15 protein-coding genes are annotated in these 13,127 nt (G+C 70.5%); 1 reads left to right on the top strand and 14 read right to left on the bottom strand.

Annotated elements, in window-relative coordinates:
* Positions 1-126: 126 nt before the first annotated feature.
* The 14 genes from ACFC0D_RS36320 to ACFC0D_RS36255 form a co-directional block, all read right to left on the bottom strand.
* Positions 127-390 (bottom strand): hypothetical protein, encoded by a 264-nt coding sequence (locus tag ACFC0D_RS36320; protein ID WP_329117214.1) that lies wholly within the window; start codon positions 388-390, stop codon positions 127-129.
* Positions 377-610: a hypothetical protein gene (locus ACFC0D_RS36315; RefSeq protein ID WP_376445762.1), complete on the bottom strand. Its 234-nt coding sequence runs from the start codon at positions 608-610 to the stop codon at positions 377-379. Before ACFC0D_RS36315 ends, ACFC0D_RS36320 begins: the two co-directional genes overlap by 14 nt.
* A 12-nt stretch (positions 611-622) precedes the next feature.
* Positions 623-1,534: a peptidoglycan-binding protein gene (locus tag ACFC0D_RS36310; RefSeq protein ID WP_376445760.1), complete on the bottom strand. Its 912-nt coding sequence runs from the start codon at positions 1,532-1,534 to the stop codon at positions 623-625.
* Between the two features lie 72 nt (positions 1,535-1,606).
* Complete coding sequence (locus ACFC0D_RS36305) at positions 1,607-2,020, bottom strand: ATP-binding protein (protein ID WP_376445757.1); 414 nt, start codon at positions 2,018-2,020, stop codon at positions 1,607-1,609.
* 16 nt (positions 2,021-2,036) lie between these two features.
* Positions 2,037-2,609: a hypothetical protein gene (locus ACFC0D_RS36300; protein ID WP_376445754.1), complete on the bottom strand. Its 573-nt coding sequence runs from the start codon at positions 2,607-2,609 to the stop codon at positions 2,037-2,039.
* The gene (locus ACFC0D_RS36295; protein WP_376445751.1) at positions 2,609-3,745 is read right to left on the bottom strand and encodes a hypothetical protein; all 1,137 of its coding nucleotides are present in this window, start codon (positions 3,743-3,745) and stop codon (positions 2,609-2,611) included. The genes ACFC0D_RS36300 and ACFC0D_RS36295 overlap by 1 nt, the downstream gene beginning before the upstream one ends.
* Positions 3,746-3,756: 11 nt before the next feature.
* Entirely contained in the window at positions 3,757-4,902 is a 1,146-nt protein-coding gene (locus ACFC0D_RS36290) for a hypothetical protein (protein ID WP_376445749.1), read from the bottom strand.
* A gap of 27 nt (positions 4,903-4,929) precedes the next feature.
* Positions 4,930-6,144 (bottom strand): hypothetical protein, encoded by a 1,215-nt coding sequence (locus ACFC0D_RS36285; protein WP_376445746.1) that lies wholly within the window; start codon positions 6,142-6,144, stop codon positions 4,930-4,932.
* A 77-nt stretch (positions 6,145-6,221) separates the two neighbouring features.
* Positions 6,222-7,421 carry a hypothetical protein gene (locus tag ACFC0D_RS36280; protein ID WP_376445743.1) on the bottom strand — a complete coding sequence of 400 codons (1,200 nt, stop codon included), beginning with the start codon at positions 7,419-7,421 and terminating at the stop codon, positions 6,222-6,224.
* A 35-nt stretch (positions 7,422-7,456) separates the two neighbouring features.
* Positions 7,457-8,380, bottom strand: coding sequence for a phage tail protein (locus ACFC0D_RS36275; protein WP_376445740.1), 924 nt, complete (start codon positions 8,378-8,380; stop codon positions 7,457-7,459).
* Between the two features lie 55 nt (positions 8,381-8,435).
* On the bottom strand, positions 8,436-9,695 hold the full coding sequence (locus ACFC0D_RS36270) for a tape-measure protein (RefSeq protein ID WP_376445737.1): 1,260 nt from the start codon (positions 9,693-9,695) through the stop codon (positions 8,436-8,438).
* Positions 9,692-10,894 carry a phage tail protein gene (locus ACFC0D_RS36265; protein ID WP_376445734.1) on the bottom strand — a complete coding sequence of 401 codons (1,203 nt, stop codon included), beginning with the start codon at positions 10,892-10,894 and terminating at the stop codon, positions 9,692-9,694. The genes ACFC0D_RS36270 and ACFC0D_RS36265 overlap by 4 nt, the downstream gene beginning before the upstream one ends.
* Positions 10,895-10,953: 59 nt before the next feature.
* Positions 10,954-11,715 carry a hypothetical protein gene (locus ACFC0D_RS36260; protein WP_376445732.1) on the bottom strand — a complete coding sequence of 254 codons (762 nt, stop codon included), beginning with the start codon at positions 11,713-11,715 and terminating at the stop codon, positions 10,954-10,956.
* 146 nt (positions 11,716-11,861) lie between these two features.
* The gene (locus tag ACFC0D_RS36255) at positions 11,862-12,053 is read right to left on the bottom strand and encodes a hypothetical protein (protein ID WP_376445729.1); all 192 of its coding nucleotides are present in this window, start codon (positions 12,051-12,053) and stop codon (positions 11,862-11,864) included.
* Positions 12,054-12,302: 249 nt separating this feature from the next.
* Here ACFC0D_RS36255 and ACFC0D_RS36250 point away from each other — a divergent pair, with 249 nt between their 5' ends.
* Positions 12,303-13,118, top strand: a complete 816-nt coding sequence (locus ACFC0D_RS36250; protein ID WP_376445726.1) for a hypothetical protein — start codon at positions 12,303-12,305, stop codon at positions 13,116-13,118.
* Positions 13,119-13,127 lie beyond the last annotated feature (9 nt).

Below are 13,127 nucleotides of genomic sequence, written 5' to 3'. Positions count from 1 at the left end.
GGCTCGGCCCTGGCGTTTCCGGTGGTGTACTACTACTACGTGCCTAAAAACAATTATTTTGTGCTACCCGATGGGCGCCACCCCGACACCGGGGTGCCGCCCTTCGGCATGTTCGAAGCAGGAGGACTAGCGGCCGGCCAGCTCCCAGACCGCGAGCATCAGGCCGGCGCTCGCCGTCAGCGCGGCGATGCTGGTGAGCGGCCAGCGGGAGCGCTCCAGGGCGTCCAGCCGGGACTCCATGTCGGCGAGCTGCTTGTCGGTCTGGTCACTGCGCTGCACGAGCAGCGCCAGCGAGCCGTCGACCCGGGCGAACCCGGCCTCCAGCGTGCCGCGCAGCCGCTCCAGTTCGACGGCGACGGTGACCGGGTCGTGCTGTTCAGGCTCGGTCATCGGCCGCCCCCGGGGTGGTGCGCAGCCAGCGGGGGAGCAGGTTCTGGACGGCCGGGACCGCCATCACCCGGGTGAGGGCGCCGGCGGCGGCCAGCGCTCCGGCGACCCAGGGGAGGGTGGCCGGGAGACCGGAGGCGTCGACGACCGCGGGGAGGACGACGGCGAGCGCGACCGCGGACTGCAGGACGGTACGAGCCGTGCGCTTGGCGGTTTCGGACATGGGGGTTGCTCCTTACTTGGTGTACGGGACCTTGAGCGCGTTCCAGGACATGGCGCCCGGCCAGCCGTCGGCGTCGGAGCCGCTGAAGCCGAGCTTGCGCTGCCACTTCGCGTAGCTGCGCCGGTCGGCCTCGCTCCAGCGGGGGGACGGGCCCGTGGCGTACGCGGAGCAGCCCTCGGCGACGAGGCGGCGGCCCATCGCGGTGACGATCGGGGAGCTCGGGTTCGTCTTGAAGAACGAGGTGCCGGGGAACGGCTGGTAGCGCGGGGCGGCCGGCTTCTGTGCGGCCGGCTGCTGCTTGGCGGGTGAGGAGGCGAGCCGCCGCTGGACCCGGTCCCGCATGCCCGGCATGGCGAAGCCGCGCGGATCGCTCTTCCAGTCGGACCATTCGAGGTGGCCGATGACGGACTTGGCGCCCCAGCCGTGGGCGCGGCAGATCGCGGCGGACGCCCGCTCGATGGCGTCGAGCTGGGCGGCCGGCCAGGGGTCGGTGCCGTTGCCGAGGTTGACGCACTCGAAGCCGTAGAAGCGGGTGTTGCCGTCGACGGCGCCGGCGCTGCCCTGGTGCTCGTGCGGGGCCGGCGGCCGGTCCCCGTAGGTCTCGGTGATCACGGCCTGGAGGACGGAGGGGTCGCCGCCGCCCGCGTGGTTGGCGCGGCCGTTGCCCACGAGATGGACCGTGCCGTCCTTGGCGATCACGCCGTGGCACAGCGGGCCGGGCAGGCCGTCGTAGCCGTTGTAGCAGAGCTCGACGGACGAGGCGGTGCCGCTGGAGACGGTGTGGTGGATCATCACGCCGTTCACCGGACCCCAGGGGCCGGCCTGGTTGCGGTTGTGGGTCCGCCAGCCGTCGTGCTCGACGACGGTGACGCCCTCGGCGCGCAGGGCGGCGAGGAGCTGATCGGCGGTGAGGGGAGTGGCCATGGTGTCCTCCAGGTGTGCGGGGGAATGAAAAACGCCCGCACGGGGGCGGGCGTATCGGGTGGGTCGCGGTGCTTACGGCGTCGGCGCGGGGCTGGGCTCCGGCTCCGGTGCCGGTGCGGGGCCGGGGGCGGGTTCCCAGGTCGCGCAGAGGGCGGCGTAGGCGGCGCGGCGGGTCTCGAAGTCGGCGAGTGCGGCGGTGACGGCGCTCTGGACGGCGGTCGCGTCGGGGGCGACGGGGACGCCGTCCTGGCCGTTGACGACCACCGTGGCGTAGCCGCGCAGGCTGGTGTCCCCGATGCCGCTCTTGCTGGTCTGGGCGGTGACGTACACCGACGGGTACTGGCCGGTGACCGGGTCTCGCTCCAGTGTGTTGCCGAGCGTGTTGTCGTACACGCGGACGTCGAGGGTGTGGCTGCCCTCGGTGACGACGGCGCGGCCCGCGTAGTCGATGGCCACGCCCCAGGGCTGTGCGGGGTCGATGATCATGGTGTGCTCCTCGGCGTCAGGTCTGGGTGCCGTAGATCAGGACGGGCTGGGCGTAGACGGTCCCGCCGCCGGCCATGGCCTGGATCTCGATCAGCATGGTCTGGCCGAACCGGGTCTTCATGTCGCCGGGGATCAGGCCGGTGTGGTCGTAGGTCGTGCCGGCGGTGACCGGGGGGCCGAACTGCTGCCCGTCGACCAGTACCTTCACCTGACCGGTGGCGCCGCTGGACACGGCCGTGTTCACGGACAGCCGCAGCTTCGGCTGCCAGATGGGGTTGAAGGACCTGGCGACGGTGGTGAACGTGGCGCTGGTGGTGGACGGCCAGTGGGCCTTGTCGACGTTCATCGGCGGCATCAGCTGCAGCCAGGGCCGGGCGAGACCGCCGGTCATGATGTCGTCCGCGAAGATCTCGTGGCCGTAGCCGTCGAAGATCCGGAACAGCGGCCGGTTGATGGTGACGCTGCCGGTCTGCGCGGGCGGGCGGATCTCGCTGACCGCCGGCCGGGTGTTCACGGCCGTGGACAGGGCCTTGAGCCGGCGTTCCATCTGGTTGAGCCGGTCGATGATGTCCTCGGGCAGCTGGGGCATCAGGCCTCCTCAAGGTAGAGCTCGGCGGTGTCGGGGCGGCCGCGCTCCGGGGGAGTGACCTTGACGCCGATGATGCGGTAGCGGGCGTCGAGGCCCTCGGAGTACCACTCGTCCGTGATCCGGATGCGGGCGATGCGGCCGATGAGCGCAGGTGGGACGACCCCGCCGAGGTGGATGCTGATCGAGGGGATCACGACGGCGCCCTGGGCCTCGGCGAGTTCCCGCTTGGCCAGCGAGTCGAGGGTGAGCGTGTCGGTGACCTCGTTGTGGTCGGAGGACAGGTCGATCAGCGGCCAACCGTCCGCGAGCAGATCGCTGGCGACCTGCTGGGTCGAGTGGATCGGCCGGGACTCGGTACCGGCGTTGGAGTTCGTCGACGCCCCGCGGGCCAGCGCGGTGGTGCCGCCGCGGGTCGCGTCGTACGGGAAGGAGTACGACAGGATGACGCCGGGCCGGTCGAAGAGCAGGTCGGTGGCACCGTTGACGATCTTGGGCCAGCCGAGCCGGAGCTGCCTGACCCGCTTGCCGTCGGTCGGGTCGCGGTAGACGAGGATCTGCTGCTCGAAGCCGTTCTGCAGGGAGGCCAGCTGGTCGAGCGCCTCCAGGTAGACGGTCTCGTCGCCGTTGCGCCAGGAGGCCGTCCGCAGGACCTCCGACGTCTCCGTGCCGTAGGTGATCCCGAGCCGGCGCGGCTGCTTCCCCTCGGGCAGGGGCACCGTGGGGTCGTCCTGGACGTCGAGTTCCTTCCACAGCCGCCGAGCGATCTCCAGCTGGTCGGTCGGGGTCGTGAACGAGATGTCGGTACGGATGCGGCGGCGGCTCGCGTACGAGTCGAAGGTGGCGGCCTGGACGCCGAGGGTCAGTACGCCGCGCCCGCTGGACTGCAGGGTGGCGGTCCACACGATGCCGCCCCACCACAGGTCGCCGCCGCGCTCCAGGTAGACCGCGGTGCGGCCCTCCTGGACCTTCTTGACCCGGTCGGCGATGTCCTTGTTGGGGATGGGGATGGTGCCGGAGAGCGAGCCGGCCTTGCCGATGTAGTCGTCGAAGGAGACGTCCCGCAGGGGCAGGATGTCGAGGGTCTGGTCGGTGATCAGGTCGCAGAAGATCGCCCGGTAAGGCGTTTCGAGTGCCATGGCGGGCCCCCTTACAGGACGTAGGTGGCGGAGACCCACACGGTCCGGCCGTTGGGGATGGTCGCGTTGGGGCTCCAGTCGCGCAGGGTGACCAGCGAGCTGGTGGCCGCGATCGTGGCGGCCCCGGAGCCGTCGGTGTCGGAGGCCGTCGTCTCGAAGGACATGGCCGGAGACCAGCCGGCCGGCAGGTTGCCCAGGGGCAGGTCGGCGATGCGGCCGTCGGCACCGGCGGTGATCGTCCCGCCGGTGCGGGTGACGCCGAAGCGCACCATGACGACGCCGCCGCGGGTGCGCCGGGCGGAGAAGGACGGGCTGCCCCAGCCGGTGGCCGCGGTGGCGCCGTTGCTCGCGACCTCGATGTCGTACGGCGGGTGGTAGTTCACCCACGCCGTTCCGTTCCAACGCTGGAGCGTGCCGGAGGCGTCCCGGAACTGCCCGACGTAACCGCCGGTGGACACCGTGCCGCTGGGCGCGATGCCGCCGATCTCCTTCGGGTACGCGACCCAGGCGGTGCCGTCCCAGCGCTGGAGGAAGTGGGCGTTGTCGTTGTCCTGGTACTGGCCCGGGTAACTGCCGGGTACCGCCCCGTTGTTGTAGACGGGCAGGATGCCGCCGACGCCCGCGGTCGTGACCCGCAGGTCGGAGACGGTCCCCGACGTGGTCCAGGGGATGCCTCCGGTGCCGGCGGAGGCCACGGCGGGGACCTTGACCGAGAACAGCGTGAGGGAGAGAGGCGGCGCGACCGGCGGCTCCGGGACGGCCTTCGCCTCTCCCTGGACGATCTCGATCGTGGCCTCGCTCTTCTGCGAGCCGTCGAACTGGTCGTCGTACACGCGCAGAACGACGAGGTCGATGCGCGGATGGAGCGGGTTGCCGTCGGCGAAGGTGAGGACGGTGTCCGTGTCGAGTGTGACGTGGTACGGGCCCTGCGCGACCGGGCCCTGGATGACGGCCCGGCCGTGAAAGAGGGTGGCGGTCATCGGCCCGTTGCCGCTCATCCACAGGCCGCCGACGCGGAACTTGCCGTCGTACGTGCCGGGCACGATGCCGGAGCGGGCGCTGAGGGGCCCGGCGGGGGTGGTCGCTCCTATGTCGGTGTGACGGGTGTCGAGGCGGGTCTGCCCGGTGGGGGACAGCCATCCGCTGCGAAGGGCCATGGTGGGTCTCCTGGGGGGTCGGTCGGGTTACGCCTGCAGGTCGACGCGGATGAAGGAGTTGTCGAACCAGGCCTTCAGGCCCGCGTCGCTGGACCGGTAGTAGGCGGTGAGGGTGTAGCTCGCGCCCGCGGTCAGGTTGGAGAGGCGCTGCGTGGTCGCGGCGGAGAAACCGTCCACGTGCTCGGTCGGCCGCGCCGCCTTCACGGACAGCTCGTCGTCCAACTCGCGCACCACGGTGGAGCCCTGGGTGAGGCGCACGCCCATCCAGCCCGTGCCCTTGATGCCCGCCGTGCCGGAGGCGACGTGCAGCTCGATGCGCGAGCCGAAGGTCAGCAGGACGGCCTTGGACGGCGGCGCGGTGAAGGTGAGCTTCAGCGGGTTGGCCGTCCGCTCGACCAGCGTGTCCACGTACGTCGTGGACGTGGTGTACCCGGCGTCCAGCGAGTCGGCGAAGAGCGGCCCCGGGACCGCCGGCGCCCATGCCGTGCCGTTCCACCGCTGGAGCTGGCCTCCGGTGCTGTCCCGGTACTGACCGGTGTAGCTGGCCGCGGTGGTGGAGAAGGAGTTCGGGACGATGCCGCCGACCGCCGCGGGGTACGAGACCCACTTGCCGCCGTCCCAGCGCTGGAACTGGCCGTCCGCGGTGTCCTGGTACTGGCCGGGGTACGCACCCTGGGCCACCGGACCCTCGACGGGCATGATGCCGCCGACGGCCACGACCGGGGTACGCAGATCCTTGAGCGCGGTGGCCCACGGGATGCCGCCGTTGCCCGCGCTGACGCCGGCAGGCACGGTCACCTCGTACAGCGGGAGGCTGCGCGGCGGGACCGGCATCGCCTTCGGCGTCTGCTCGGCCACGCCCTCGATGACCTCGATCACGGCCTCGTTGCGCTGGCCCTCGTAGAGCCGGTCGTAGATCCGCAGGACGACGAGGTCGACCCGGCCGTACTGGGAGTTGCCCGGGGCGAAGGTGACGGTCTCGGAGGTCGGCAGGGTCACCGGGTAGACGCCCTGGGAGATCTCGCCCTGGATGACCGCCCGCCCCTCGGAGACGGTCGCCGACATGGCGGAGGCGTTCGTCATCCAGAAGCCGGAAAGCCGGTACTGGCCGGTGTAGGAGCCCGGCAGGATGCCGGAGCGGACCTGGACGGGGTTGAGCATGGTGGTGGCACCGGTCTGGGTGAGTCGGGTGTCCTCCCGGGTCTGGCCGGTCTCGGCGACCCAGCTGCTGCGCAGGTTCATGGGGTTCTCCAATCGGGGAAGGGGCGGCGTCAGGACGTGGGGGTGTCAGGACGTCGGGGTGTCAGGACGCCGGGGTGTCAGGACTTCAGCCACTCGGCGGTGAGGGCGCAGGCGTAGCCGGAGCCGCCGAGGGTCTTGATCGCGGCGGTGTGGCTGTGGAAGCCCTGCAGCTGGACCGTGTTGCCGGCGGTGAGCCGCACCAGGCCGGAGCCGCCGATGGAGATGGCGCCGTTGCCGGCGGGACCGAGCCAGGTCAGCCGTGACTGGCCGACGCCGCCGACGATGACGCGGGAGCCGCGCATGCCGCTCTGGCCGTCGTTGGCCCAGGTGGCGTGTGCCGAGATCCGCCACATGCCGCTGCGCGGCACGACGTACGTGTGGGTCCCGTTCCAGCCGTTGGTGTCGTCGGCCTCGACGGTCGGCAGATTGAGCACGGTCCATGTGCCGGGCGGGACGGACTGCTGCTGGGCGGTCGTCCACTGGGTGGCGGCGAACAGGATCTTCCCCGCGCCCTCGACGTACTGCCAGGCCGAGCCGTCCCAGCGCTGCAGGATTCCCGAGTCGTCCCGGTACTGGCCGGGATAGCTGCCGGTCGAGACCTGGGTGCCGGGCGCGATGCCGCCGACGGCCTTCGGGTACGAGACCCAGGCCGTACCGTCCCAGCGCTGGAGCATGCCGCCCGCGTCGCGGTACTGCCCGGCGTACGCGCCCTTGAAGCCGCTCGTGGGCATGATGCCGCCGAGCGCCACCACCGGCCAGTGCTGGGTGGTCACCGCGGCGGTGGTCCAGGCGATGCCGCCGTTGCCGGCCGAGATGCCCTTCGGGACCTTGACCGTGTAGAGCGGCAGGGAGCTGCCGGTGCCGCCGGCGGGCGGCACGGGGTTGGCGTGCGGGGCGCCCTTGACCAGGCGGATGACGGCATCGGTGGTGCCGGTCTTGTCGTAGGCGTCGTCGACGACGGCCAGTTCGATCAGATCGATCCGGTCGTACTGCGGATCGCCGTCCTCGATGGTGATCGTCTCCGGCGAGATCGCGCTGACCAGGTAGGCGCCCTGACGGGTGTCCTTGCCCTGGACGATCGCGCGGCCGGTGCCGATGGTGCACTGCATCGCGGCGGTCCCGGTCAGGACGAAGCCGCCCGGCACGATGCCCGGTCGGGAGCGCAGCGGGGTCTCCTCGGGGGACTGACCACTGGGAGTGAGCAGGGCGGCCAGCGTGAGGCGAGTGTCCTCACGGGTCTGACCGGTCGACTGCAGCCAGGCGGCCCGTACAGTCATGGTTCACCTCTTTCGGTGGAAGGGGTGGGGGTGGGTCACCACTCGGCGCTGCGCCAGCGGACCGTCATCAAGGCGTCCTCGGTGGCCTCGTCGGGCCGGAAGGACAGCTCGGTGCGCCCCGGTTCGAGCAGGAAGAGCTCCTCCGGGCTGGAGTCCGCCATCGCGGTGTGCCGGCGGGAGGCGGTGCCGTTGAGCGTGACCGTGCCCCCGGCGGTGTCGACGACGAGCTCCTCGCCCGCGGCCAGGTCGATCGCGTACCGCAGGCGGCGCCGGCTGCCCCGCTCTGTGACGGTCGGCATGGAGCACGGACCGCGGAAGGTGATCACCGGGTGGGTGGCGGCGGAGCCGGTGTTCTCGGCGACGGCGTCGCCGGTCGACTTGGCCTCGCCCCAGTTGAGCGGCCAGGTCAGCGGCCAGGTGAGGCCGGACTCGGGCTGCGGGGCGGTCGTGGAGGCGACCTGCTCGTTGACGGCGTAGCGGCGCGGGTCGGCCGCGAGCCACTGGATCGACATCTTCGAGCTGCCCTGGGTGGCGAAGCCCTGGTCGGCGGGGACCACGCGCTGGGCGATGCGGGCGCGTACGGCGAGCAGTTCGCCGTGCAGCCGGATGGTGAGCCAGCGCTCCTCGTCGAGCAGGGCGAGGGCCTGCCGCAGGGCGCGGATGGCCTGGGTGGCCGCGCTGTACTCCGGCATCAGCACGATCGCGCCGCCGACCTTGCGCGGCTTGGCGTACCGGGAGCCCGGCCAGGCGCCGTGCGAGGTGGGGCGGTCGGCGTCGGAGGAGTCGTACTCGGGCAGGTCCTCCCAGCCGGTCAGACCGGAACGGTCGACGGCGAACGGGGTGCCGGGGCCGATGAGAAGCCCGGCCCACTGGATCTGCCCGTCCTGGGTGATCAGTGAGCCGGGCGCGAGGTCGGCCGTGTAGGTGTTTCCGGCGTATGCGGTTGTGGTCTCGGCCATGGGGCCGTCACCTCACTTCTGAGAGGCTGTCAGATGGGCGGTCGGCGCTGGGTGGTCACCGGTGGGAGGCCGCGAGGAAGAGCAGGTCCTCGGCGGTCGACCGGGGTCCGGCGCCGGGCTTCTCGTGGAAGTCCCGTATGCGGTGCGGCAGTGGGGGCGGCTCGGCGAGGGCCGGGGCGCGGCGGTTCTCCAGCACGGTGAGCGGGTCGATGCGCGGGGCGTCCGTGGCGCCGGGGAAGACGACACCGCCCTCGGCGAGCATCGGGATCTTGTCGAGGTCGACGCCGAACTTCTTGCCGAGGAGGTTGAAGCTCAGCTTGTTGAGGCCGTCGATGATCCAGTTGGCGAAGGCGATGAGACCGTTGATCGGTCCCTTGACGACGCCGACGACGGTGCTGAGCGCGCCCTTGATCAGATCGCCGATTCCGCGCATGGCCCCGCTGACCGCGTCCTTGGCGGTGCGGAAGAAGCCGGGGATCTTGTCGGTGACGAAGGTCAGGATCGGCCGGACGGCGTTCTTGATGCCGCCCATGGAGCTGGAGGCGATTCCGCGCAGGGCGTTGGAGGCGGAGGTGACGGAGGCGCGGACGTCGGAGAATCCGCTGATGGCGGATCCGACGATCTTCAGGGCGGTGGTGAACAGGGTCAGGTACGCCTTGAAGTAGGTCCCGACGGCCTGGCCGAGCACCTTCATGATCGGCTGGAGGAACGCCCACACCGACTGGAAGCCCTTGAGGACCTGCGCGAAGACCTGCTTCATGATCCGCTGCCCGGTCTCGCTGTTCATCGCGTACTCGATGAGCAAGGCGGCGACGGGCACGAGGATGCCGACGAGGAAGCCGATCGGGTTGGCGCGCATGGCGATGTTGATGGCCACCATGGCGACGGAGGCGACGGTCGTGAGGGTGCCGAAGGTCTCCATCAGCTTGGTGATGATGTCGGTGATGGGGAGCAGCGGCAGGAGGATGGCGACGATGCCGCCGAGCCCCTGGCCGAGCCTGCCGAGCGACGTCTTCGCCTTGCCGGCCCTGTCGCCGAACGACTTCACGCCGCGGTGGGCCGACGAGCGGCTCAGCTTGGTGACGGAACCGCCGGCCGAGGTGGCGTCGGTACGGAATCGGCTGACGGCGGTGGCGGCGCTGCGGGCCTCTCCGGCGAGGCGGCCGGCCTTGCCGGCGGCGTCGCGCAGAGCCCGGGTCAGTTCCCGGAGCGCCGCGTCGGCCGGCCGGATGGCGCTGCTGAGGTTGCGGAAGGCGCTGGGCAACCCCGCGAGCAGCTGCCCGCTGTACACCGGCGTGGGGGCGACGGCACTCATCCGCGCGCCTTTGCCAGGTACATCAGTGCGTCCGCAGTGGACTGCGGGTCACTGCCCCGCGCCGCGTGGTAGTGCTCGATGTGCAGCCCGGCCCCCGCGGCGCCGGCCAGACCGGTGCGGGCATTCATCTGGGCGCGGCGGGCGGTGAGGGCGAGCAGCCGGTCCAGCTTGGAGAGCGGGAGGACGGCCTCGGCCTCGCCGGCCTCGGCGAGGATCGCCGGGACGCCGCCGCTGCGGGGCATGACGACACCACCCGTGGCGAGCATGGGGATGGTCGGGATGTTGACGCCGAAGGTCTTGCCGCCGACCAGCGGCACCCAGCCGGGGACGCTGACCTTGACCCGGTTCAGGCTGCCGATCATCCGGTTGATCAGGCCGATCACGGCGTTGATGGGACCCGAGACGCCGCTCTTGATGCCGTTGAACGCCCGGGACGCGATGTCCTTGAGGCCGTTCCAGATGGACGACATCTTGTCCTTGACGGCCCGGAAGGCGTTCGGGATCGCGGTTTTGATCCAGTTGACGACCGGAGTGATGACGGCCTTGATGCCGTTCCAGACCGTGCTGATCACCGTCTTGATCGCCTTCATGACCGTGGTGATGACCGTCTTCCAGATCTTCACGTAGGTCTTGATGACGGTGGCGACCGCCTTGACCACCGTGGAGATGGCCGACTTGATGCCGTTCCAGACCGTCTTGATCAGCTGGCCGGCTTTCTTCATGATCGGCCCGATGGCCTTCATGACCGACCCGATCACGGTCTTGATGGCACCGAAGGCCTTCTTCATGATCGTCTGCATCGTCTTCGAGCGCGTCGCCATCTCGACGATCTTCTCGATGAGCGGCATGAACAGCTCGATCAGGCGGGCGAGGAAGTTGCCCTTCATGGACTTGTTGAGCTTGTCCTGGCCCTTGGCGGCCTTACCTGCGCCGGACTCGTACTTGCCGAGCTTCGTTCCGGCGGACTGGCCGGTCTGGCCGGCCTTGGTCATGGACCGCTCGGCCTGGTCGGTGGCGGTCTTGAGGCTCTTGAGCTGAGAGGTGGTGGACTGTGCGGAGGACTTGAGCTGCTTGACCCCGCTTGACGCGGAGTTCGCGCCGCTGCCGACTCGGGAGATGGCCTGGGCGCCTTGCTGGGCGTTGGTCTTGAGGTTCCTGAGCGCCGACGACGTGGTGGAGAGCGCTTTGGTGAGGGACATGGTCACCTGATTTCACGGAGGGGGAGGAGAGTGGGCGCCGATCGTGGTGACGGTGTTCGTCAGCTGGAGGCTGCGAGCGCGGTCTGCCCGAGGGCCGCCCGCAGGGCGTTGAGGTCGTTGGTCGCCGCCGCGGCGTTGTTCTTCCAGCGGTTCTTCGCGTCGTCTTCCTTGGCTACGAGGGCGTCGAGCTTCTTGAAGGTGTTGGAGGCGCTCTTGGCGAGCCGTTCGGCGGACTTCTTCGCGCGGTCGACCCTTTTCTGCAGCCTCTCGACGTCCTGCCTGGCAAGGTCTGCTCTCGCCCTGGCCCGGTCGACCGCCTGCTGGCTTCCCCGCCCCTCGTTCAATCGGGCCTGTGTGTCGCGTTCGCGCCCTTCGGCCGCCCGCAGCCGGCTCTGCGCGCGGCCCAGCTCGGTCTGGCGCTCCGTCAGCCTCTCGAGCCTCCTCTTCAATGCCTTCTGGTCGTCGAAGAGAGCCCGCTGGCGACTCTCCACGCGCAGTTGGAAGTGCTTGGCCTTGTCCGCCCACGGCCATCCGAACCTCTGACGGCCGTTGATCGTGACGCCCTTGTCGTCGAGCTTGAACCAGGTGTAGTCGATCTTGAAGAGGCCGACGGAGAGGGCGAAGAGGCCCGCCATCTCCACCTTCATGAGGGTGATGTCGCCCTTGAGGCCCGAGATCGTGCTCGAGATGCCCGAGACGGTGGTCGAGAGGTTGACCGCCATCTTCTTGGTCTCTGTGTAGTCCTTCGTGTGGTCGATCCACGGGGTCGTCTTGACCAGGTCTGCGGAGAGATCTTGCACAGGGCCGGGAATGATGGCCATTGCTGTCCTCGATTCGGAGATGGCGGGCCTGGGCGCAGCCGGAAACGCCCGAGCCGCCCTGCCCTGATAGGGCGCAGGCGGCTCGTGTGCGTGGCCGGCGGGGTTCACCGTCCGGCGAGGCGTGGCGTATTCGTGGCGTACGGGTGTCAGCGGCGGCGTAGTTCGGCGAGGGCGTCGTTCCACCCCGCCGTGTACGCGCGGGTCTCGCGAGCCGCGACCTCTGCGTCGAGGGTGGCGAGCAGTGCGCGCTTGTCGAGGGGACCGGGGCCATGGAGCAACGCGCTGAGGCGATCGTGGAGCGTGCTCCCGGTACGGCTTCGCCCGGTCTGAGACGTCATGGTGCCCTGCCTTCCGGCTATCGAACTTGCGTACGAAGCATTGTCGAACAGACGTTCGAGCTTGTCGAGCCTGAAACATCTGACGGCGTGTCTTCCTGCCGCGCCTCCCTAGGAGTTGGTCCTCGAGTGGAGCTTGTGTTCGACCGGGGTACTCTGGTTGGCGCGTTCCCCGGACCTGACACATCCGGGGTGCGAAGGGGCGCGAGGGGCGCGTGGGGACCCCGGGGGGTTGGAAGGCAGTGCGGACGCATGGACACGGAGCCGGGCGCTAACCGGCGGGAGCGGGTCAACGACTGGCTCGAGTCCCACCCGGATCTGCCGCACCTCTTCGCACGGCTTTCCGAACTGGTCCACGTCCACGGGTACGCACCCGAGGACCTGGTCGTGATGCCGCGTTCGGTGGTCGACCGCCGCGAGGCAGCCGCCTTCACCGCAGGCTGGGCCGAGGCGATGTCGGAGGAACTCCCGCGCATACGGCGCGAGTACGAGAAGCGCGTGGCCGACGCCTACGCGCAGGGTCAGGGTGACGCGCGTGGAATCCGCCGCCCGCAGCGACGCACGGACACCGGCGACGGTGACGGCGCCCGCGTCATCCCGCTGCCCTTCGCGCGACTCCTCGAACCGCCCGCCGTCGTCCTCCAGACCGAGGCGCGCATGCGCACCGAGCGCGAACTCCTCGACCGGAGGCCGGAACAGGACCTTCCGCAGGACGAGCCGCAGCACGCGAACGCGGGCCCACCGCTGCACGACGAGGGCACCCGTCCGCACACGGAGGAACCCGGCAGCGAACCCGACGTCCTGCCGACCGCGCAGGAGAGCCGCACCCGCAGGACCGCGCAGCCTGTTCGGAAGGTGATACGCGGCAAGGGAGGCCGCCCGATCGTGCCGCCGCTCGCCGGGGTCCCCGGACAGACGGGATCCGGCAGCGACCGCACGGCCTCCGAGCCGGCGGAGCCGGACGGACGCGCCCGCAAGGGACGCAGGCTGTCGGAGCGCGCCAGGGCCCTGGAGGAGGAGCTGACCGCCGACCGAGCACAGGAAGCGCCCCCGGAGCCCGCTCCCTGACGGGAACGG

This window comes from Streptomyces sp. NPDC056222, from assembly GCF_042264065.1.
Taxonomy (GTDB): domain Bacteria; phylum Actinomycetota; class Actinomycetes; order Streptomycetales; family Streptomycetaceae; genus Streptomyces.
Note: the sequence above shows the minus strand (reverse complement) of the source record. Positions and strands in the feature narration are given on the sequence as shown.

Excerpts from the sequence above, each read along its gene's own strand:
- ACFC0D_RS36320 (WP_329117214.1), bottom strand. The coding sequence starts at position 390 with ATGACCGAGCCTGAACAGCACGACCCGGTCACCGTCGCCGTCGAACTG.
- ACFC0D_RS36315 (WP_376445762.1), bottom strand. The coding sequence starts at position 610 with ATGTCCGAAACCGCCAAGCGCACGGCTCGTACCGTCCTGCAGTCCGCG.
- ACFC0D_RS36310 (WP_376445760.1), bottom strand. The coding sequence starts at position 1,534 with ATGGCCACTCCCCTCACCGCCGATCAGCTCCTCGCCGCCCTGCGCGCC.
- ACFC0D_RS36305 (WP_376445757.1), bottom strand. The coding sequence starts at position 2,020 with ATGATCATCGACCCCGCACAGCCCTGGGGCGTGGCCATCGACTACGCG.
- ACFC0D_RS36300 (WP_376445754.1), bottom strand. The coding sequence starts at position 2,609 with ATGCCCCAGCTGCCCGAGGACATCATCGACCGGCTCAACCAGATGGAA.
- ACFC0D_RS36295 (WP_376445751.1), bottom strand. The coding sequence starts at position 3,745 with ATGGCACTCGAAACGCCTTACCGGGCGATCTTCTGCGACCTGATCACC.
- ACFC0D_RS36290 (WP_376445749.1), bottom strand. The coding sequence starts at position 4,902 with ATGGCCCTTCGCAGCGGATGGCTGTCCCCCACCGGGCAGACCCGCCTC.
- ACFC0D_RS36285 (WP_376445746.1), bottom strand. The coding sequence starts at position 6,144 with ATGAACCTGCGCAGCAGCTGGGTCGCCGAGACCGGCCAGACCCGGGAG.
- ACFC0D_RS36280 (WP_376445743.1), bottom strand. The coding sequence starts at position 7,421 with ATGACTGTACGGGCCGCCTGGCTGCAGTCGACCGGTCAGACCCGTGAG.
- ACFC0D_RS36275 (WP_376445740.1), bottom strand. The coding sequence starts at position 8,380 with ATGGCCGAGACCACAACCGCATACGCCGGAAACACCTACACGGCCGAC.
- ACFC0D_RS36270 (WP_376445737.1), bottom strand. The coding sequence starts at position 9,695 with ATGAGTGCCGTCGCCCCCACGCCGGTGTACAGCGGGCAGCTGCTCGCG.
- ACFC0D_RS36265 (WP_376445734.1), bottom strand. The coding sequence starts at position 10,894 with ATGTCCCTCACCAAAGCGCTCTCCACCACGTCGTCGGCGCTCAGGAAC.
- ACFC0D_RS36260 (WP_376445732.1), bottom strand. The coding sequence starts at position 11,715 with ATGGCCATCATTCCCGGCCCTGTGCAAGATCTCTCCGCAGACCTGGTC.
- ACFC0D_RS36255 (WP_376445729.1), bottom strand. The coding sequence starts at position 12,053 with ATGACGTCTCAGACCGGGCGAAGCCGTACCGGGAGCACGCTCCACGAT.
- ACFC0D_RS36250 (WP_376445726.1), top strand. The coding sequence starts at position 12,303 with ATGGACACGGAGCCGGGCGCTAACCGGCGGGAGCGGGTCAACGACTGG.